This window comes from Rhodovastum atsumiense, assembly GCF_937425535.1.
Lineage (GTDB): Bacteria > Pseudomonadota > Alphaproteobacteria > Acetobacterales > Acetobacteraceae > Rhodovastum > Rhodovastum atsumiense.
Genome location: NZ_OW485601.1, coordinates 2,867,856 through 2,888,116, shown reverse-complemented (window position 1 = coordinate 2,888,116; position 20,261 = coordinate 2,867,856). Strand labels below are relative to the sequence as shown.

Genomic DNA, 20,261 nt, shown 5'->3' with positions numbered 1-20,261 from the left:
TCGTTTCAGCGACCGAACGCCGACTTCAGCGCCGGGACCAGATCGGTCTTTTCCCAGGTGAAGGTGCCATGCTCCGCATTCGGCTCACGGCCGAAATGGCCGTAGGCGGAGGTCGGAACATAGATGGCGCGGTTCAGGTGCAGATGCTCGCGAATGCCGCGCGGCGTCAGGTTGACCAGCTCGCGCAGCGTCCGCTCGAGCTTCGCCTCGCTGACCTCGTAGGGATTGCCGTGCAGGTCGACATACAGCGACAGCGGATGCGACACGCCGATCGCATAGCTGAGCTGCAGCGTGCAACGCTCGGCCAGGCCGGCGGCCACGACGTTCTTGGCGAGGTAGCGGGCGACATAGGCGGCGCTGCGGTCGACCTTGGTCGGGTCCTTGCCGCTGAACGCCCCGCCGCCATGCGGCGCGGCACCGCCATAGGTGTCGACGATGATCTTGCGCCCGGTCAGGCCGCAATCGCCGTCCGGGCCGCCGATGACGAACTTGCCGGTCGGGTTGATGTAGATGTCGCGCTCGTCCGGCGTCCACCCGGCCGGCAGCACGCTTTCGATCAGCGGCAGCAGCAGGCGCTTGATCTGCGGCTGGTCGAGCTCTTCCTCGTGCTGGGTGGAAATCACCACGCTGGTGGCGCCGACCGGCTTGCCGTCGATGTAGCGCAGCGTCACCTGGCTCTTGGCGTCCGGCAGCAGCCCCTTCACCCCCGCATCGCCGGCCGCGCGCCGGTCACGGATCGTGCGCAGCAGCTCGTGGGCATAATAGAGCGGCGCCGGCATCAGCGTCGGCGTCTCGCGGCAGGCATAGCCGAACATGATGCCCTGGTCGCCGGCACCCTCGTCCTTGTTGCCCGCGGAATCGACACCCACCGCGATGTCGGCCGACTGCGCATGCAGGTGCACGGCGATCTCGGCGGTGCGCCAGTCGAAGCCCGCCTGCTCGTAGCCGATGTCCTTGATCGCCAGCCGCGCCAGATGCGCGAGATACTCGTGGGTGACCGTGGAAGGGCCACGGGTCTCACCAGCCAGCACGACGCGGTTGGTGGTCACCAGCGTCTCACAGGCCACGCGCGCGTACGGATCGGCAGCCAGGAAAGCATCAAGCACGGTGTCGCTGATGCGATCGGCGACCTTGTCCGGATGCCCTTCCGAGACCGACTCGGAAGTGAAAAGGAATTCGCCCTTGTCGCGCATATGAAATTCCGTCAGGCGGAGGGGGGGAGCGGAGACGGCCTTTGACAGGCCCATGAAACCATGGGCCCGGTGTGTGAACGAAAGCCCCCTGGGGGTCAAGCCTCGGCGGAGAAATTTCCACATGCCCGCCGCGGATCAGCCGGAGTTCAACGACAATATTCCGTTGAACCCCCACCGATCCACGACGCTCCGGCGCGTCACCCGCGCGGCGGCGCCATCCCGAGCACGTCCATCATGGAATAGAGGCCCGGCGGCCGCCCGTGCGTCCACAGCGCCGCCCGCACCGCGCCGGTCGCGAACACCCGCCGGTCGAACGCCCGGTGGGTGATCGAGATATGCTCGTTCGCCGCTGCGAACAGCAGCGTGTGCTCGCCGACCACCTGGCCGCCTCGCAGCGCGGCGAAGCCGATGCCGCCGGTGCGGCGGGCGCCGCAATGCCCGTCGCGACCGCTTTCCTTCACCGCCTCCAGCGCGACGCCGCGGCCCCTGGCGACGGCGTGGCCCAGGCCGAGCGCCGTGCCGGACGGGGCGTCCACCTTCTGGCGATGATGCATCTCCACGATCTCGGCATCGTACTGCCCGGCCGGCAGCGCTGCCGCCATGCGCTCGGCCAGGGCCAGCACGAGGTTGACGCCGGGGGAGAAATTGGGGGCCTGAACCACGGCGATGCGGGTGGCCGCCTCGGCGACCGCCGCCTGATCCTCGGCCGAAAGGCCGGTCGTGCCCAGCACCCAGGCCGTGCCGGCCTGCGCCAGCGCGCGCGCATGTGCCTGCACCGTGGAGGCATGGGTGAAATCCATCACCACCGCCGCCGCCGCCGCCAGGGCGGCGATGTCGGGAAAGAGACCGCCCCCCGCGACCGTCGCGTCGGGACGATCGATGCCGCCCACCAGCGTCGCCCCCGCCGCCCGCACCTCTTCGGCGAGCAACGTCCCCATCCGGCCGGCAATGCCGGCGATGCCGATACCCTTTTCCATGCGGCCGATCCTGCGGTGCTCGGGCCACCGCGTCCAGAGCGACAGAAAAGGAATAAAGACTCTCAGGAGTATGCCCGGGCCGGGGAAAGGGTGGCGACGCGGCCTGGGAGCAACCGCGCCGCCGGCACCGCCGCGGCGCAGGGTGGGGAACGACGCCACGACCGCCCGGATGAACGTTCCCCGGCAGCGCCGGGTTCTCGGCCGGGCCGGACCGCCCCTGCCGCCCCGTTCAACTGCGGGGGAGAGGGGACCGCGCGGTCCCCTCTCCCCCGCATGCACCGTCAGATCACGGGCTGCACGGCCGGCGCCGGCACCTCTACCCCGGCCAGCACCCGCCGGGCCCGGTCGCGGTCGAGCTGGCCTTCCCACCAAGCGACGAAGATCGTCGCCACGGCATTGCCGAACAGGTTGGTGATGGCGCGCGCCTCGCTCATGAAGCGGTCGATCGCCAGCACCAGCACGATGCCGGCCACCGGCACCTTGCCGTTCAGCGTGGCCAGGGTGGCGGCGAGGGTGATGAAGCCGCCGCCGGTCACCGCCGCGGCCCCCTTGGAGGTCAGCAGCAGCACCGCCAGGATCATCAGGTAATCGCCCCAGGAGAGCGGGATATTGAGCGCCTGGGCGATGAAGGTGATCGCCATGGTGAAGTAGATCGACGTGCCATCGAGGTTGAAGGCATAGCCGAGCGGCACCACCAGGCCGACCAGCGGGCGGTTGCAGCCCAGGTTCTCCAGCTTCGCCATCAGGCCGGGCAGCGCCGTTTCCGAGCTGGAGGTCCCCAGCACGATGAAGAACTCTTCCTTCAGGTAGCGCAGCAGCGGCCACAGGCGCAGGCCGGTGATGCGCATCACCATGGAGAGGCAGAGCAGCACGAACAAGGCGCAGGTCAGGTAGAAGCAGGCCATCAGCCATGCCAGTTGCGACAGCGAGCCGATGCCGTACTTGGCGATAGTGAAGCCCATGGCGCCGAAGGCCCCGAGCGGCGCCACGCGCATGATCAGCGCGATCACGCCGAACAGCGCCGCGCCGGCCTCGTCGAAGAAATGGATGACCGGGCGGCCGCGCTCGCCGAGCTTGGCCAGGGCGATGCCGAACAGCACGGCGAAGAACAGCACCGGCAGGATGTCGCCGCGAGCGAAGGCGCCGACGATCGAATCCGGGATGATGCCGAGCAGGAAATCGGTGACCGTCTGGTGCGCGGCATTGGCGGTGTACTGCGCGACCGACTTGGCATCGAGGCTGTGCGGGTCGGCGTTCAGGCCCGAGCCCGGCTCGATGATGTGGCCGACCACCAGGCCGATCAGCATCGCCAGCGTGGTCAGGATCTCGAAGTAGATGATGGCCTTCAGGCCGATGCGCCCCACTTCCGTGGTGTCGGACAGCTTGCCAATGCCGACGACGACGGTGACGAAGATGATCGGCGCGATCACCATCTTCACCAGCTTCACGAACCCGACCGCGAGCGGGTTCAACTGCACGCCGATTTCCGGATAGTAGTGACCGAGCGCGACACCGAGAACGATGGCGATCAGCACCTGGATATACAGCGACTTTGATTGGCTCGCCTGTATCACACGCAACCTCCTGGGGGCCGGCCAACCCGGTCCGTCATTTGCACTCAACGACAATCATCTGGTACGCGTCAGCGCCGTGGGGCCGGGTTGACGGCGTGGCTTTTTCACTTCCCAGTGCGATTTGCAACCCTGAAGGATGGGCTCATGGTTGAGTATGCGATTTCGCCACCGCAGGTTGCGGCAGTGCCGGTGCTGGGCGGGGGATTATTCCCTGTAAGGCGCATCTTCTGCGTCGGTCGCAACTATGCCGCGCATGCCCGCGAGATGGGCGCCGATCCGGATCGGGAACCGCCCTTCTTCTTCACCAAGCCCGCGGATGCCGTGCTGACCGGCGGGGCCGACATGCCCTATCCGCCGGCGACGTCCGACCTGCACCACGAGATGGAACTGGTGGTCGCGCTGGGCAGCGGCGGCGCCGACATCCCGGTCGCCGAGGCGTTGAACCATGTCTGGGGCTATGCCGCCGGACTCGACATGACCCGGCGCGACCTGCAGGCGGCGGCGAAGAAGGCCGGCAAGCCCTGGGACATGTCCAAGGGCTTCGACGCCTCCGCGCCGATCGGCGACCTGCTGCCCGCCTTCCGCCTGCCCGATCCGACCCGCGGGCGCATCGCGCTGGCGGTGAACGGCACGATCCGCCAGGAATCGGACCTCTCGCAGATGATCTGGAGCATCGCCGAGACCATCGCCTGTCTCTCCGGCCTGGTGCGGCTGGCGCCGGGTGACCTGATCTTCACCGGCACGCCCGAGGGCGTGGCCGCGGTCGGGCACGGCGACGTGCTGGAGGGAACCATCGAAGGGGTGGGCAGCGTGCGCACCCGCATCGTCTGACCGCCCGGCCGCCCCGCCCGTGCCCCAGACCCTGCGCATCGCCACCTGGAACATCAACTCGCTCCGGTTGCGCCTGCCCGCCCTGCCCCGCCTGATCGAGGCACTGCGGCCCGACGTGATCTGCCTGCAGGAAACGAAGGTCCCGGACCTGCTGTTTCCTGCCCAGGCCCCGGCCGAACTCGGCTACCCGCATGCCGCCTGGCGCGGCATGAAGGGCTACAATGGCGTGGCGATCCTTTCGAAGATCCCCTTCACGGCGAACGACATCGCGCCGGACTGGTGCGGGCGGGGCGATTGCCGGCACCTCTCGGTGCTGCTGGACCTGCCCTCGGGCCCGCTGGAACTGCACGATTTCTACGTGCCGGCGGGCGGCGACGTGCCGGATCGCGTCACCAACCCGAAATTCGCCCACAAGCTGGATTTCGTGGCGGAGGCGACCGGCTGGTTCGCGGCAAGGGCCGGGCTGCGCCGCACCGTGCTGGTGGGCGACCTCAACATCGCCCCGCTCGAGCACGACGTCTGGAGCCACCGGCAATTGCTGGACGTGGTCAGCCATACCCCGGTGGAGACCGAGGCGCTGACACACTGGCTGAACCAGGGCTTCCACGACGCCCTCCGCCACTTCGTGCCGGAGGACCGGAAACTTTACACGTGGTGGTCGTACCGCAACCGTGACTGGCGGGCCTCGGACCGCGGTCGGCGGCTCGACCATGTCTGGGTCAGCCGCGACCTCACCAAAGCTTTACGATCGTATACCATCCTCAAGGACGCCCGCGACTGGCCCCAGGCCAGCGACCACGTCCCGGTCTGCGTCGAGCTGGACGCCTGACCGCGTGCCAGAGCGGCACATACGATCGCGTGCATACGCGGGATGGGTGACCGCACGCATGCACGCGACAGGACATGGCGTCGAGGCCGTGCCTACGCGACGACCGGCTTCACCCCTTCGGGGTCGAGCCGGTAGCCGCCGCCCTCGGTCACCAGCAGCCTGGCATTCGAGGGATCGGGCTCGATCTTCTGGCGCAGCCGGTAGATATGGGTTTCCAGCGTATGGGTGGTGACGGCGGAGTTGTACCCCCATACCTCGTTCAGCAGGACCTGGCGCGGCACCGGCTTGCTGCCCGCGCGGTAGAGGAACTTGAGGATCGCCGCTTCCTTTTCGGTCAGGCGGATGCGGCGGTTCTTGCCGGGGTCCTGCAGCAGCTTCGCCGCCGGCCGGAAGGTGTAGGGGCCGATGGTGAAGACCGCGTCCTCGCTGTTTTCGAAGATCCGCAGCTGCGCGCGCAGGCGGGCGAGCAGCTCGGCCATACGGAAAGGCTTGGCGATGTAGTCGTTGGCTCCCGAATCGAGCCCGCGCACCACGTCCGATTCCTCGTCGGACCCGGTCAGCATGATGATGGGGACCTTGACCCCGGCGCGCCGCAGCCGGGCGCACAGGTCGCGCCCGTCGCCGTCGGGCAGGGTGACATCGAGGATCAGCGCATCGAACCGGGCTTCCCGGCTGTTGATCTTCGCCTCGGCCTCGCTTGCGGTCTCGGCGCCGGTAGCGGAGAACTCGCCGTCCAGTTCCAGCTGCTCGGCAAGCATGCTCCGCAGCGCTGCGTCGTCATCGACGATGAGGATGGGCCGCTCGCCCGTCATATACCGGTTCCCTCGCAGTCTTGGGGCTGTCCCCGGAAAGTCGCCGCCCCGGGGAAACCACCCGCCAGTTTACACTGCCTGACCGGCAGCAATCACAAGTTCGCAGGTCGGACCAAAGCCCAACGCGCCACGACAATGTGCATACGGCCTTGTCGTTTCGCAAGTCGCGCACATTATCGTGAGGTGAACCGGGCAAGACCCGGCCGAACGTCCATATCCAGGGGCGTCATGAGGTGTACGTGGACCGACAGCATCGCCGCACAGGATGTGGCAGAACAATCGACCCCGGTCCTTTCGTACGATATTCGGTGACAGCATGAATCCGACGCCCCTGCGACACGACCCTCCTGCCGGAGGCGCGGAAGATCCTGCCGCGCCGGCCACCGGCAGCCCCGCCGATCCGGACGTGCTGCGGCTGCGTGGCGTGCACAGGGCGACGGCCGATCTGCGCCGGGGCACGCCGGTCCTGCTGGAAGCCGCACCTGACCTGGTGCTGCTGACCGCCGAGACAGCGGGCGCACGCGGGCTGGGCGAATTCCAGGCGCTCGCCGGCGGCCCGGCGATGCTGCTGCTGGCCCCGGTGCGGGCGGCGGCGGTGCTGCACCGGCCGGTGCCGCCGAATACGGCGGCGCTGGCGCTGCGCCTGCCCGAGGCGCTGTTCGACCCGGCCTTCCTGCGCAGCCTCGCCGACCCCACCGCCGAGCAGGTGCTGCCGGCCGAGCCGGTGCTGGCGCCGGAGTGTCCGGCCGCCGCCCCCGCGGCACTCGCCCTGGCCAAGCTTGCCCGGCTGCTGCCGGCGGTGCTCGCCGCCCCTGCCGCCCCCGATGCGGCCGCGCGCGCGGCCAGCCTGCGCCTGCAGTCGGTGCCAGCGGCCGACGTACTCGCCTATCCCGTTGCCCTGGCGGCCGCGCTGGTGCGCGTCGCCGAGGCGCAGGTGCCGCTCGACGGTGCCCCTGACGCCCGCATCGTCGCCTTCCGCGCCCCCGATGCGGGGGTGGAGCACCTGGCGATCCTGGTCGGCCGGCCCGAGGAAGCCGAGGCACCGCTGGTGCGCCTGCATTCCGAATGCTTCACCGGCGACCTGCTGGGCAGCCTGCGCTGCGATTGCGGACCGCAACTGCGCGGCGCCATCCGCCGCATGGCCGAGGAAGGCGCCGGCGTCCTGCTGTATCTGGCGCAGGAAGGCCGTGGCATCGGGCTGGTGAACAAGCTGCGCGCCTACGCGCTGCAGGATCGCGGGCTCGACACGGTGGATGCCAACCGCGCCCTGGGCTGGGGCGCGGACGAACGCAATTTCCTGGTCGCCGCCACCATGCTGGAGGCGCTGGGCGTGCGCCGGCTGCGGCTGCTGACCAACAACCCCGACAAGGTGGCGGCCCTGGCCGCCTGCGGCGTCACCGTGCTGCGCCGCGAGAGCCACGCCTTCGCCCCGAACGGCATCAACGATCACTACCTGGCCACCAAGGCCGAACGCTTCGGGCATCTGCTGGAGTGACCATGACTGAAGCCCTGGTATATCCCGACGGCAGGCTGGAACTGCGCGGCCGTATCTGGCGGGCAGCACTTGGCCGCGGCGGCGTGCGGGTAACCAAGGAAGAAGGCGACGGTGCCACCCCCGCCGGCCTGCTGCCGCTGCGCCGGGTGCTGTACCGCGCCGACCGGGTCGCCATTCCCCGCACCGCCCTGCCGCGCGAGCCGATCGGCCCACAGGACGGCTGGTGCGACGACCCCGGCCATGCCGACTACAACCGCCCGGTCCGCCTGCCGCATCCCGCCCGCCACGAGGAGCTGTGGCGGTCGGACCGCGTCTACGACGTGATCGGCGTGCTCGGCTGGAACGATGCCCCGGTGCAACGCGGTCGCGGCTCGGCGATCTTCCTGCACGTGGCCCGGCCGGATCTCGCGCCGACCGAAGGCTGCGTCGCGCTGGCACTGCCCGACCTGCTGGCGGTGCTGGAAGCCGGCGTCACCGCGCTGCGGGTGCTGCCGGCCTGAACCGGTCGTTCGCTGCCGGACAGGGGGATGCACGGCATGGATGTTCCTGTTCTGTTTTGATAGGCTGGGAGGGTGTCCAACCTCCCTTCGCCATCCCCGCCCCATCCGGGCGCGCCGCATTACCGGCGAAAGATCATCCATATCGACATGGATGCCTTCTATGCCTCGGTGGAACAACGCGACGATCCGCGCCTGCGCGGCCGGCCGGTGGCCGTGGGCGGAGCGCGCGAGCGTGGCGTGGTCGCCGCGGCCAGCTACGAGGCACGCCGCTTCGGGGTGCGCTCGGCGATGCCCTCGGCCCTGGCCTGGCGGAAATGCCCGGACCTGGTCTTCGTCCGCCCGCGCTTCGACGTCTATCGCGGGATATCGTTACAGATTCGGGCCATCCTGGCGGACTACTCGCCGCTGATCGAACCGCTGTCGCTGGACGAGGCGTATCTCGACGTCACCGAAAACCTCAAGGGCATTGCCTCGGCCACGCACATCGCCCAGGAGCTCCGCGCCAGGATCCGCGAGCAGACCAGCCTGACCGCCTCGGCCGGGGTCTCGTACAACAAGTTCCTGGCCAAGCTCGCCTCCGACCATCGCAAGCCGGACGGGCTGTTCGTGATTCCGCCGCGGGACGGCGCCGGCTTCGTCGAGGCGCTGGAGGTCGGCCGGTTCCACGGCATCGGACCGGCGACCGCCGCGCGCATGAACCGCCTGGGCATCTTCACCGGCCGCGACCTGCGATCCCAAAGTTTGCTGTTCCTGCAACAGCATTTCGGCAAGAGTGGTTCGTTCTATTATGGGATCGCACGCGGGATCGATGACCGCCCGGTGCAGGCCGATCGCATCCGCAAATCGGTCGGTGCCGAAACCACCTTCCCGCACGACCTGACCGGCTTCGAGGCCCTGCAGGCCCAGCTACGCCCGCTGGTGGCAAAGGTCTGGGCCATCTGCGCGAAGTCCGACCTGCATGGCCGCACGGTGACGCTGAAGGTCAAATACGCCGATTTCCGGCAGATCACCCGCAGCCGGTCCTTTGCCGCCCCCCTGCCCAGCCACGAGGCCCTGGAGCAGACGGCCCTCGACCTGCTCGCGGCGGTGCTGCCGGTGCCGAAAGGGGTGCGCCTGCTCGGCGTCACCCTGTCCGGTTTCGCCGGCGAGGACCACGCAGGGCAGTTGGCGCTGCCCTTGCCGGCCGGGCTCGCCGCCACGCATCCCTGACACCCTGACGTCACGAGGAAGCAAGGCTCCCGTTCGGTCGGGCAAAATGTGGTATTGATAATACCATTTTGACGCAGTACAAGGCGCGGGACGGGGGACCGCCCTCTGTCCGCCTTCCTAACGGAGAAGCCCCGTGTGCGGTTTCGTTCGTGCCACCCCATGTCAGGCGGGTGCCACCGGCTGCAGCAATTCGTTGCGCCAGGCCCCGCCGGCGCGGGCCAGCCAGCGCAGCGTCCGTTCCGCTTCTTCCTGGGCCAGTGCGACCATGGCGGAATCGCTGCTGCGTGCGGCGATATCAGCCAGCCGCTCGAATTCCTCCTCCAGGACGCGCAGTCCATCCTGCACGCCCGGACAGGACTCCTCCGCCACGATGCCGGATGCTTCTTCCTCCGCGATCTGCCGGAAGATCACGGCCAGCGCCGCTTCGCCCGCCGCCTGCAGGGATAGCGCCAGCGCCGCGTGCAGCCGTGCCATCGCCGCCCGGCCCACCATCACGCTGTTCCGCAATGCCGCCACATCTTCCGGCAAAACCGGCCGCGGCCGCCGCCCCTCGCGGCGCCACGCTTCCCGCCGGGCCCGGCGGAGCCACGCGGCATGATCCAGTTCCTCCCGCGCCAGATCCTCGGCGATGGCCGCCACCGCCGGCGGCGCCGCCGCGGCGACGTGGCAGTAAAAAGCGAAGGCCCGTTCCTCGTTGCGCACCGCGATGACAAGTGCGGCATAGGGCGTCAGGCTGGCCGAGCGCGCGGCTTCCTCGTCGAAATTCTCCGGCAGGTCCCAGCGCACGCGCGCCGGATCGGGCGGGGTTCCGAACAGGCGCAGGCTGCGGCTTTCCACCTGCCGGGCGTGCTTGCCCTCCACTTCGGCAAGCTGCGTGAACAGGCGCGCGAGGTCTGCCTCGCCGCGCCCCTGCATCCGCGCCGCGAGGTCCTGGTAGCGCGACGCCGCCTCCTGTTCGAGCGCCTGGGCCAGGGCAAGCAGGTCCTCGGCCGTGGCGAGCGGGGGCGGCAGCGGTGGCGGATTGTGCATGGCTATCTCCCTGATCCGGGAAACATCGCAACTCGCATTGGGATCCCGGACAGTGTACACCCGCCTCGGGGGAAACGTCGTGATGCTTGACATGTGCCGAAAGGCACTGGTTGTAGCTGCACTTTTTCTTGCCCTCGCCGTTATCGGCGAAGCACGTGCCGGTCAGCTCGACAGTTTTCTTTCCGATATCACACCATCCGATCTCGTGCCCGGGGCCGACCGCCTCGCCCCGTCCGCGGGTACGCCGCCCTCGGCCGCCGCCTATGCCGGCCAGAAACTGCTGGGCTGGATCTACCTGAACACCGATGTCGGCCCGGCCGTGGGCTATTCCGGCAAGCCGATCCGCATCCTGGTGGGGCTTGGCGCCGACGGGAAAATCACCGGCGCGAAACTGGTCGAGCACCATGAGCCAATCGTGCTGATCGGCATTCCGCCGGCGCGCATCAATGCCTTCATCGCCGGCTATGTCGGGCGTGATGTGGGCGGGATCTCGACAGGCTCGGCACGCCCCCCCGTGGACATCGTCAGCGGCGCCACGGTCACGGTGATGGTGATCGGCGATTCGATCCTGCGCAGCGCCGAACGCATGGCGCAGTTGCACGGCATCGGAGCCCAGCCCCAGGCAGCCCCCGCCGCCCCGACCCGCGTGCTGGACGAGACCCGGACGGGCACGGAAAGCTGGGCGGACCTGCTGGGCGACGGCTCGGTGCGGCGGCTGCACCTGACCGTGGGCGAGATCAGCGACAGCTTCGCCCACGCCGGCAATGCCGTGGCCGCAGGCCGTCCGGAGCGCGACGACCCGGCACAGGATTTCATCGACCTCTACGTCGCCCCGGTCAGCGTGCCGGCGATCGGCCGCAGCCTGCTCGGCGATGCCGAATATGACCGGCTGCGGGCCAGCCTGCCACCGGGGGGGCAGGCGATCGTGGTGTTCGCCAATGGTGCCTATTCCTTCAAGGGATCGGGCTATGTGCGCGGCGGCATCTTCGATCGCTTCACCGTGCTGCAGGGCGACCAGACCATCCGCTTCCGCGACCGCAACCACCGCCGCCTCGGCGGCGCCGAGGCCGCGGGCGCGCCGGACTTCGCCGAGGCCGACCTGTTCGTCGTGCCCGATGGCGACCGGCTCGATCCGACCGCCCCCTGGCGACTGCAATTGCTGGTGCAGCGTGCCACCACCGGACGCGACAAGGCGTTCCTGACGGTCGATCTCACCTACGATCTTCCATCGAAATACCTCCGCCCCGTGGCCACGCCGCCCGCCGCGCCGGCAGCGATCGCCGCCACACCGGCACCGCCGCTGTGGCAGGCGATGTGGTGGGCCAGCGCCGGGAAGATCGTCGTGCTCTCGGTGGCGCTGCTGGTGCTGACGGCCGTGTTCTTCTTCCAGGACTGGTTCGCGCGCCGCCCGGTGCTCTACGACCGGGTGCGGCTCGGCTTCCTGACCTTCACCCTGGTCTGGATCGGCTGGTACGCGCAGGCGCAGCTCTCGGTGGTCAACGTGCTCGCCTTCCTCTCGGCGCTGCGCAGCGAGTTCAGCTGGGACTACTTCCTGATGGCCCCGCTGATCTTCAGCCTGTGGTTCGCCACCGCCGCGTCCATGCTGTTCTGGAACCGCGGCGCCTTCTGCGGCTGGCTGTGCCCCTTCGGCGCGCTGCAGGAACTGACCAACCGGGGCGCCCGTCTTGTGGGCATCCCGCAACTGCGCCTGCCCTTCGCCCTCCACCAGCGCCTGACCGCGGTCAAATACGTCGTCTTCCTGGTGCTGTTCGGTATCTCGCTGGGCGCGCTTGCCACCGCCGAGATCGGCGCCGAAGTGGAGCCGTTCAAGACCGCGATCGTGCTGCGCTTCTTCCGCAGCTGGCCCTTCGTGCTCTACGCCGTCGGCCTGCTGGCGGCGAATCTGTTCATCGAGCGCTTCTTCTGCCGCTATCTCTGCCCGCTCGGCGCCGCGCTGGCGATCCCGGCACGGCTGCGCCTGTTCGACTGGCTGCGCCGCTACCGCGAATGCGGCAATCCCTGCCAGCGTTGCGGCAACGAGTGCCCGGTGCAGGCCATCCACCCGGAAGGCCACATCAATCCCAACGAATGCATCCAGTGCCTGCACTGCCAGATGCTCTACCACCATGACCGCAAATGCCCGGTCATGATCCAGCGCCGGCTGAAGCGCGAGAAATATGCCGCTTCCGCGCCGCCGCCCCCGCCGCCCCGGCCCGCGCCGAAGCGGCCAACCACGGAGCCCGTCGCATGACGGCGCGCCGATCCGCCCAGGCGCCGGCAGGCGCCACGCCGAAGGAAGCCTCACATGAGCGATGATACACCGCACGACGCCACGGGCCTGCGCCGCCGGGGCCTGCTGGGCAGTACCGCCACCGCGGCGCTGGCGGGGCTCGCCGCCGGCGCCGGTGGCCTGGCCCTCGGCCACGAGGCCCTGGCCCAGACCCGCCCGGCCGCGCGCGGCAGCCAGGGTGCCGACGTGAAACCGGGCGACCTCGATGAATATTACGGCTTCTCCTCGAGCGGCCAGACCGGGGAGGTGCGGATCATCGGCCTGCCGTCGATGCGCGAGCTGATGCGCATCCCGGTGTTCAACCGCTGCAGCGCCACCGGCTGGGGCCTGACCAACGAGAGCAAGAAGATCCTGACCGAGGGCCTGCTGCCCTCCACCAAGGAATTCCTGCGCAAGCGGTATGGCGGACAGGCATCGGGCGATGCGCTCGACTACCACAACGGCGATGCCCACCACCCGCACATGTCCTTCACCGACGGTACCTATGACGGGCGCTACCTGTGGATCAACGACAAGGCCAATTGCCGCGTCGCCCGCATCCGCTGCGACGTGATGAAGACTGACAGGATCATCGAGATCCCGAACGCGTCGGACATCCACGGCCTGCGCCCACAGAAGTTCCCACGCACCGGCTACGTCTTCGCCAACAGCGAGCACGTCATCCCCATCCCCAACGACGGCTCCGTGCTGGACGATCCGAAGAACTACTGGTCGGTGTTCACCGCCATCGACGGCGACAGGATGGAGGTGGCCTGGCAGGTGCTGGTCGACGGCAACCTCGACAATTGCGATGCCGACTACCAGGGCAAATACGCCTTCTCGACCTGCTACAACCCGAACAAGGGCGTCACCGTCGCCGAGATGACGGACCACGAGCAGGCCTGGGCGGTGATCTTCGACATCAAGGCGATCGAGGGCGCCATCCAGCGTAGCGACTTCAAGCAGATGGGCGGGGTCAAGGTGGTCGATGGCCGTCGCGGCTCGAAATACACCCGCTACCTGCCGGTGCCGAACTCCCCGCATGGCTGCAACACCGCGCCCGACGGCATCCACGTGGTGTTCAACGGCAAGCTCTCGCCCACCGTCACCGTGATCGACGTGCGCCGGCTGGACGACCTGTTCGCCGACAAGATCCAGCCGCGCGGCATCGTCGTCGCCGAGCCGGAACTGGGGCTCGGCCCGCTGCACACCGCCTATGACGGCAAGGGCAACGCCTACACCACGGTGTTCATCGACAGCCAGATGGTGAAGTGGAACATCGACAAGGCCCGCCGCGCCTTCGCCGGCGAGAAGGTCGACCCCATCATCCAGAAGCTGGATGTGCACTACCAGCCCGGCCACAACCACACCTCGATGGGCGAGACCCGCGAGGCCGACGGGAAATGGCTGGTGTCGCTGAACAAGTTCAGCAAGGACCGTTTCCTCAACACCGGCGTGCTGAAGCCCGAGAACGACCAGCTGATCGACATCTCCGGCGACCAGATGAAGCTGGTGCATGACGGCCCGAGCTTCGCCGAGCCGCATGACATCTGCCTTGTCCACCGCTCCAAGGTGAACCCGATCAGCATCTGGAAGCGCGACGACCCGACATGGGATGACGCGCGTCGGCAGGCGGCGAAGGACGGAGTGAAGCTGGAAGAGGCCGCCCACGTCATCCGCGACGGCACCAGGGTGCGGGTCTACATGACCTCGATCGCACCCGCCTACAGCCTCGAGAAATTCGAGGTGAACCAGGGCGACGAGGTCACCGTGTACGTCACCAACATGGACGACGTGGAGGACCTGACGCACGGCTTCACCCTGGTGCGGCACGGCATCGCCATGGAGATCGGCCCGCAGCAGACCGCCTCGGTGACCTTCGTCGCCGACCGGCCGGGCGTGCACTGGTGGTATTGCCAATGGTTCTGCCATGCCCTGCACATGGAGATGTCGGGTCGCATGCTCGTGCGTCCGAAGAGCGCCTGACCATGGCACTCGGCCGCGCGCTGTTCCTGTTGCTCGTCCTGCATCTTGGCGTGACGGGCGCGCGCGCGGCCGAAATCCCGGTACCACCGGGCGAGGCCCTGGCCGAGGCGATCGCGCAGGCCGCGCCGGGTGACACGCTGCGCCTCGCCAGCGGCATCCATCGCGGCAGCGTCGTGGTGGACAAGCCTGGGCTGACGCTCGCGGGCGAGCCGGGCACGGTGATCGACGGGCTGAGCCAGGGCATGGCGGTCCGTGTCACCGCCGCGGGCGTGGTGCTGCGCGGCCTGACCGTGCGCGGTTCCGGGCTCAGCCTGATCGACAAGCACTCCGGCATTTTCCTCGATCGTGGCGCGCATGGCGCGGTCGTGGAGGAGACCGTGCTGCAGGAAAACCTGATCGGCATCTATCTCGAAGGACCGCGCGACGTGACGGTGCGCCACGTGACCATCGACGGCCTGCGCCGGCTGCGCCGCCCCGAGCGTGGCCCCGCCATTTCCATCTGGAACGCACCGGGCGCCCGCATCCTCGACAGCGACATCGCCGGTGGGCGCGACGGCGTGTTCTCGGTCAGCAGCCGCGCCGATATCATCCGCGGCAACCGCTTCCGTGACCTGCGTTTCGCCGTGCATTTCATGTACACCAACGACAGCGAGGTCGCCGACAACGTTTCGGTTGGCAACAACGTCGGCTACGTCATGATGTATTCCGACCGGCTGAGGCTCACGGGGAACGTCTCCGACCACGACCGCGACCAGGGGCTGTTGTTCAACTTTGCCAACGATTCGGCGATCTCCGGCAACGTCGTGCGCGGTGCGGAAAAATGCGTGTTCATCTACAACGCCAACAAGAACCGCTTCCGCGACAACTGGTTCGAGGATTGCCGGCTTGGCGTGCACTTCACCGCCGGTTCGGAGCGCAACGCGATCTCCGGCAACGCCTTCGTCGCCAACCGCACCCAGGTGATGTATGTCGGCACGCGCTACCTCGACTGGGCGGTCGAGGGTCGCGGCAATTACTGGAGCGACAATGCCGCCTTCGACCTTGACGGCGACGGCATCGCCGATGCGCCGTACCGCCCCAACGACATCATCGACCAGGTGGTCTGGCGCGCGCCGGCGGCGAAGTTGCTGATGAACAGCCCCGCGGTACAAGTGGTGCGCTGGGCGCAACGACAATTCCCGGCGATCCATCCCGGCGGCGTCGTCGATTCCGCGCCGCTGATGACGCCCCTGCGCCCGCCAGCACTCGCGCGGCTGGAGGGCGGACAATGAACGAGGCGACGATCCGGCTCGATGGCGTGACCAAGACCTTCGGGCGGCAGGTCGCGGTGCAGGACATCGACCTTGTTTTGCATCCGGGCGAGTGCGTCGGGCTGGTGGGCCATAACGGCGCGGGCAAGAGCACGCTCATCAAGCTGATGCTCGGCCTGATCCGCCCGAGTGCCGGCACGGTGCGCACGCTCGGCGGCGACCCGGCCGGGGCCGAGGCAGGACGGGCGCGCGCGGCGCTGGGCTACCTGCCGGAGAACGTCGCCTTCCAGCCGGCGATGACCGGGGCGGAGACACTGGCCTTCTACGCCCGGCTGAAGCGGCAGGACGTGCGCGCCAATGCCGGGCTGCTGGCGCGCGTCGGCCTCGCCGGAGCGGCGCGGCGGCGGGTCGGCACCTATTCGAAAGGCATGCGGCAGCGGCTGGGACTGGCGCAGGCGCTGCTCGGCCAACCGCGGGCGCTGCTGCTGGATGAGCCAACCTCCGGGCTCGATCCGGCGGCCCGCCAGGAATTCTACGAGATCCTGCGCGCCCTGCGCGATGCGGGGGCTTGCGTGCTGCTGTCGTCCCATGCGCTGGCCGAACTGGAAGGACAGGTGGACCGCGTGGTGGTGATGGATCGCGGCCGCAAGATGGCCGATGGCTCGCTCTCCGCGCTGCGCCGCCTGGCCGGCATCCGCCCGCGCCTGCGCATCCGGCTCGCGGAAGCGCCGCGCGCCGTGGTCAACGGACCCGATGACTGGGCGGGCTGGTCCCCCCTGCCCGGCGGCCTGCTGGAGACGGTGTGCGACGAGGCGGACCTGCCCGGACTGCTGCGCGACCTGCCCCCGGAGGTGACGGAGGTGGATATCGTTCGCCCCAGTCTCGATGACGTCTATGCGGCCTTCCTGCGCCGCGAGGGAGATGCCTGATGCGGACCGTGCTGCTGCTCGCCACCAAGGAAGTGCGCGACGGGCTGCGCAATCGCTGGGTGCTCGCCACCACGCTGCTGCTGGCCGTCTTCGCGCTGACGCTGGCCTTCCTCGGCGCCGCCCCGACCGGCGCGGTGAAAGCCAGCCCCCTCGCCGTCACCATTGTCAGCCTCTCCAGCCTCTCGATCTTCCTGCTGCCGCTGATCGCGTTGCTGCTGTCGCACGACACCATCGTCGGCGAGGCGGAGCGCGGCACGCTGGCGCTGCTGCTCGCCTATCCGGTGGCGCGCTGGCAGGTGATCCTGGGCAAGTTCGCCGGCCATGTCGCCATCCTGGCCTTCGCCACCACCGTGGGCTTCGGCGCCGCCGCGACCGCGCTGACCGCGACGGGCGGCGCTGAAGCGGACGCCTGGCCAGAATTCGCGGCGCTGATCGGATCATCCGTGCTGCTCGGCGCGGTGTTCGTCGCCATCGGCACCCTGGTCAGCACGCAGGTGCGCGAGCGCGGCACGGCCGGGGGGATCGCCATCGGCATCTGGCTCGGCTGCGTGCTGATCTGGGACATGGCACTGCTGGGCCTGCTGGTGGCCGACCAGGGCCGCACCGTCACGGCGGGCCTGCTGGACGCGCTGCTGCTGCTCAATCCCGCCGATGCCTACCGGCTACTCAATCTCTCGGGGGCCGGGGTCGGCGTGTTCGCGGGGCTGGCCGATATCGCCGGCCGATCCGCGCTGACGCCCGCGGTGCTGACCGCGGCGCTGCTGGCCTGGATCGCCCTGCCGCTCGCCGCCGCCGCCGCGCTGTTCGCCCGTCGTCCGGTCTGAAGGAGACCGTCATGCACCGCCGCCGCTTCCTCGCCGCCTGCTTCGCGCTTCCGGTCGTCGCCTGCAAGGAGGAGCGGGCCGAGGCCCCACCACCGCCGCGCCCGGTGACCGCCGCCGCCATCGGCACGTTCTGCGGCATGTCGCTCGACGAACACCCGGGGCCGAAGGGGCAGATCTTCGTGCGCGACCGTGCCGATCCCTACTGGTTCTCTACCGTGCGCGACGCCATCGCCTTCACCATGTTGCCCGAGATGCCCAGGGACATCGCCGCCATCTATGTCAGCGACATGGCCCGCGCCCGCGACTGGGACCAGCCTGAGACATGGGTGACGGCACAGCAGGCACTGTTCGTCATCGGCAGCCGCCGGCGCAGCGGCATGCAGACCGACGAGGCGATCCCCTTCGGCGAGGCCGCGGCGGCGCACCGCTTCGCCGCCGAGAATGGCGGCCAGGTGCTGCGTTTCTCCGAAATCCCGCCGGCCTATATCTTCCCCGACGGAGAACGGTCGTGACCCCGCTGCGCCGCCGCCGCTTCATTGCCATCTCGGCCGCCATGGCCGGGCTGCCGCTGCTCGCGCCCCACGCCGCGCCGCAACCGATGCTGCATGTCTGGCGCGGCAGCGCGCTCGGCGCCAATGCGGAGCTGCAACTGCATCATCCCGATCCGGCAGAGGCGCGACGTCTGATCCGCGACAGCCTGGACGAGGTGGCACGGCTGGAGCGGCAGCTCAGCCTCTATCAGCCCGATTCGGCGCTGCTGCGACTGAACCGTGACGGTGCGCTGGCGGCGCCCCCCTTCGACCTGCTGCGCCTGCTGGCCGAGGCCGCGCGTTTCCATGCGCTGACCGATGGTGCCTTCGACGTGACGGTGCAGCCCTTGTGGGATCTTTATGCGGGGCATTTCGCCCGCGCCGGCGCGGATCCGGCGGGGCCACCGGCCGAGGCGGTCGCCGCCGCCCTGGACCGGGTCGGGCAACACCGCATCCACCTCGACGCGGATCAGATCACGCTGCGGCCCGGCACCGCCATCACGCTGAACGGCATCGCCCAGGGCTACGTCACCGACCGCGTGGTTGAAAGGCTGCGCGCCAACGGGATCACGCAGGCGCTGGTGGACATGGGCGAGGCCCGCGCGCTCGGCGGCCATCCCATGGGCGATGCCTGGCAGGTCGGGCTGGAGGATCCGGCCGCCCCCGGCCAGATCGCCGAGACGATTCCCCTGCGCAACCGCGCGGTGGCGACATCGGGTGGCTATGGCACGCGCTTCGACGCGGCCGGCCGCTTCAATCACATCTTCGATCCGGCGGACGGACGTTCGAGCTGGCGCTATGCGGCGATCTCGGTGATCGCCCCCGACGCCACCACGGCGGATGCGCTGTCCACCGCGTTTTCGCTGCTGCCGCCCGAACGCGTGGCGGAACTGGCGCGGCAGGCCGGCGTGACGGTGCACGTAGCCCGGACCGATGGCACGCGCGTGATCCTGGCATGACGGACATCACGCTTGCCCGCGCCTTGCATGTCGTGGCCGTGGTGCTGTGGATCGGCGGCGTCGCCATGGTCACCACCATCCTGCTGCCGGTGATCCGCCGCCGCCACGCAGCCCCCGAGCGGATGGCGCAATTCCACGTCATCGAGCACGGCTTCGCCCGGCAATCCCGCTGGACCACCGCCCTGACCGGCGCGAGCGGCTTCTACATGGCCTGGCGTCTGGAACTCTGGGATCGGTTCGCGATGGCGGAATTCTGGTGGATGCACGCCATGGTGCTGACCTGGGCGGTGTTCACCGTCATGCTGTTCGTGCTGGAGCCGCTGTTCCTGGACGCGTACCTGCAGCGGGCGGCGACACGGCGGCCGGAAGCGACCTACCGCCGGGTCGAAACCCTGCACCGGGTCCTGCTGGGGCTGGGGCTGCTGACCGTGGCCGGGGCCGTCGCCGGCGTGCATGGGCTCACGTTCTTCGACTGGTGAGGCCCGGCGTCAGGGATCCCGGCTCAGTCCCTGCGCCGCCAGCTCGTCCAGGTAGCGCTGCCAGCGCGCCGGCTGGTCGCGCCCGAGTTCGTAGAGATAGGCCCAGGAGTAGATGCCGCTGCCGTGCAGGTCGTCGAACAGGATGCGGATGGCATAGTTGCCCACCGGCTCCAGCGACATGATGCCGACATGGCGCCGCCCCGGCACTGTCTTGCGCTCACCGGGGGCGTGGCCCTGCACCTCGGCGCTCGGGCTTTCCACCCGCAGATATTCCGCGGGATAGACGAAGCGGCTGCCGTCATCGAAATCCACCTCCAGCCGCTTCTCGGCACGCAGGAGGCGGATCTCGGTGGGGGTGGGCATCAGACCTCGTCGAGCCGGCGGGCTTCGTCCGGCAGCATGATGGGAATGCCGTCGCGGATGGGATAAGCGAGGCCGGCGGCGCGGCTGATCAGCTCGTTGTGGGCACGGTCATACTGCAGGCCCTGCTTGGTCACGGGACAGACCAGGATCTCCAGCAGCCGCGGGTCGACCGGCGCGGGCTGGGCAGACTCGGTCGTCGAAGCGGTCTCGTCGGCCATTCGTG

The 20,261-nt window shown here is 69.1% G+C and carries 20 protein-coding genes; 13 read left to right on the top strand and 7 right to left on the bottom strand.

Features of this window, described 5'->3' with window-relative positions; genetic code table 11:
* Positions 1–5: 5 nt before the first annotated feature.
* The 3 genes from metK to NBY65_RS13105 form a co-directional block, all read right to left on the bottom strand.
* On the bottom strand, positions 6–1,193 hold the full coding sequence (gene metK / locus NBY65_RS13115) for a methionine adenosyltransferase (RefSeq protein ID WP_150040340.1): 1,188 nt from the start codon (positions 1,191–1,193) through the stop codon (positions 6–8).
* A gap of 197 nt (positions 1,194–1,390) precedes the next feature.
* Positions 1,391–2,170 carry a 4-hydroxy-tetrahydrodipicolinate reductase gene (dapB, locus tag NBY65_RS13110; protein ID WP_150040341.1) on the bottom strand — a complete coding sequence of 260 codons (780 nt, stop codon included), beginning with the start codon at positions 2,168–2,170 and terminating at the stop codon, positions 1,391–1,393.
* A gap of 281 nt (positions 2,171–2,451) precedes the next feature.
* Positions 2,452–3,744 carry a dicarboxylate/amino acid:cation symporter gene (locus NBY65_RS13105; RefSeq protein WP_203330449.1) on the bottom strand — a complete coding sequence of 431 codons (1,293 nt, stop codon included), beginning with the start codon at positions 3,742–3,744 and terminating at the stop codon, positions 2,452–2,454.
* A 144-nt stretch (positions 3,745–3,888) separates the two neighbouring features.
* On the opposite strand from NBY65_RS13105, the gene NBY65_RS13100 reads away from it, so the two are divergent.
* Together NBY65_RS13100 and NBY65_RS13095 are read left to right on the top strand one after the other, a co-directional pair.
* Positions 3,889–4,575: a fumarylacetoacetate hydrolase family protein gene (locus NBY65_RS13100; RefSeq protein ID WP_150040342.1), complete on the top strand. Its 687-nt coding sequence runs from the start codon at positions 3,889–3,891 to the stop codon at positions 4,573–4,575.
* 19 nt (positions 4,576–4,594) lie between these two features.
* Positions 4,595–5,404 carry an exodeoxyribonuclease III gene (locus NBY65_RS13095; protein ID WP_150040343.1) on the top strand — a complete coding sequence of 270 codons (810 nt, stop codon included), beginning with the start codon at positions 4,595–4,597 and terminating at the stop codon, positions 5,402–5,404.
* Positions 5,405–5,496: 92 nt separating this feature from the next.
* On the opposite strand, the gene NBY65_RS13090 is transcribed toward NBY65_RS13095, so the two are convergent.
* A complete protein-coding gene (locus tag NBY65_RS13090; RefSeq protein WP_150040344.1) occupies positions 5,497–6,216 on the bottom strand; it encodes a response regulator transcription factor in 720 nt (239 codons plus the stop codon).
* A gap of 316 nt (positions 6,217–6,532) precedes the next feature.
* Between NBY65_RS13090 and ribA the strand changes: the two genes are divergently transcribed.
* From ribA to dinB, 3 genes are all read left to right on the top strand, one after another.
* A complete protein-coding gene (ribA, locus tag NBY65_RS13085; RefSeq protein WP_150040345.1) occupies positions 6,533–7,711 on the top strand; it encodes a GTP cyclohydrolase II in 1,179 nt (392 codons plus the stop codon).
* Between the two features lie 2 nt (positions 7,712–7,713).
* On the top strand, positions 7,714–8,211 hold the full coding sequence (locus NBY65_RS13080) for a L,D-transpeptidase family protein (protein ID WP_150040346.1): 498 nt from the start codon (positions 7,714–7,716) through the stop codon (positions 8,209–8,211).
* Positions 8,212–8,283: 72 nt separating this feature from the next.
* Positions 8,284–9,420, top strand: coding sequence for a DNA polymerase IV (gene dinB / locus NBY65_RS13075; RefSeq protein WP_275266283.1), 1,137 nt, complete (start codon positions 8,284–8,286; stop codon positions 9,418–9,420).
* A gap of 162 nt (positions 9,421–9,582) precedes the next feature.
* On the opposite strand, the gene NBY65_RS13070 is transcribed toward dinB, so the two are convergent.
* Positions 9,583–10,449, bottom strand: coding sequence for a ferritin-like domain-containing protein (locus NBY65_RS13070; RefSeq protein ID WP_162530505.1), 867 nt, complete (start codon positions 10,447–10,449; stop codon positions 9,583–9,585).
* A gap of 82 nt (positions 10,450–10,531) precedes the next feature.
* Between NBY65_RS13070 and NBY65_RS13065 the strand changes: the two genes are divergently transcribed.
* From NBY65_RS13065 to NBY65_RS13030, 8 genes are read left to right on the top strand one after another with little or no spacing between them, the layout of a single operon-like run.
* The gene (locus NBY65_RS13065) at positions 10,532–12,700 is read left to right on the top strand and encodes a NosR/NirI family protein (RefSeq protein ID WP_250265672.1); all 2,169 of its coding nucleotides are present in this window, start codon (positions 10,532–10,534) and stop codon (positions 12,698–12,700) included.
* 54 nt (positions 12,701–12,754) lie between these two features.
* Entirely contained in the window at positions 12,755–14,704 is a 1,950-nt protein-coding gene (nosZ, locus tag NBY65_RS13060) for a TAT-dependent nitrous-oxide reductase (protein ID WP_150040348.1), read from the top strand.
* 2 nt (positions 14,705–14,706) lie between these two features.
* Positions 14,707–15,975, top strand: coding sequence for a nitrous oxide reductase family maturation protein NosD (locus tag NBY65_RS13055; protein WP_150040349.1), 1,269 nt, complete (start codon positions 14,707–14,709; stop codon positions 15,973–15,975).
* Positions 15,972–16,883 (top strand): ABC transporter ATP-binding protein, encoded by a 912-nt coding sequence (locus NBY65_RS13050; protein ID WP_150040350.1) that lies wholly within the window; start codon positions 15,972–15,974, stop codon positions 16,881–16,883. The genes NBY65_RS13055 and NBY65_RS13050 overlap by 4 nt, the downstream gene beginning before the upstream one ends.
* Positions 16,883–17,707: an ABC transporter permease gene (locus tag NBY65_RS13045; protein ID WP_150040351.1), complete on the top strand. Its 825-nt coding sequence runs from the start codon at positions 16,883–16,885 to the stop codon at positions 17,705–17,707. Before NBY65_RS13050 ends, NBY65_RS13045 begins: the two co-directional genes overlap by 1 nt.
* Before the next feature lie 11 nt (positions 17,708–17,718).
* Positions 17,719–18,219, top strand: coding sequence for a nitrous oxide reductase accessory protein NosL (locus NBY65_RS13040; RefSeq protein ID WP_150040352.1), 501 nt, complete (start codon positions 17,719–17,721; stop codon positions 18,217–18,219).
* A complete protein-coding gene (locus NBY65_RS13035) occupies positions 18,216–19,196 on the top strand; it encodes an FAD:protein FMN transferase (protein WP_239002751.1) in 981 nt (326 codons plus the stop codon). Before NBY65_RS13040 ends, NBY65_RS13035 begins: the two co-directional genes overlap by 4 nt.
* The gene (locus NBY65_RS13030; protein ID WP_150040353.1) at positions 19,193–19,675 is read left to right on the top strand and encodes a hypothetical protein; all 483 of its coding nucleotides are present in this window, start codon (positions 19,193–19,195) and stop codon (positions 19,673–19,675) included. The genes NBY65_RS13035 and NBY65_RS13030 overlap by 4 nt, the downstream gene beginning before the upstream one ends.
* Positions 19,676–19,684: 9 nt before the next feature.
* On the opposite strand, the gene NBY65_RS13025 is transcribed toward NBY65_RS13030, so the two are convergent.
* Positions 19,685–20,038, bottom strand: coding sequence for a gamma-butyrobetaine hydroxylase-like domain-containing protein (locus NBY65_RS13025; RefSeq protein WP_150040354.1), 354 nt, complete (start codon positions 20,036–20,038; stop codon positions 19,685–19,687).
* Positions 20,038–20,256: a Trm112 family protein gene (locus NBY65_RS13020; protein ID WP_150040355.1), complete on the bottom strand. Its 219-nt coding sequence runs from the start codon at positions 20,254–20,256 to the stop codon at positions 20,038–20,040. The genes NBY65_RS13025 and NBY65_RS13020 overlap by 1 nt, the downstream gene beginning before the upstream one ends.
* Positions 20,257–20,261: the final 5 nt, after the last annotated feature.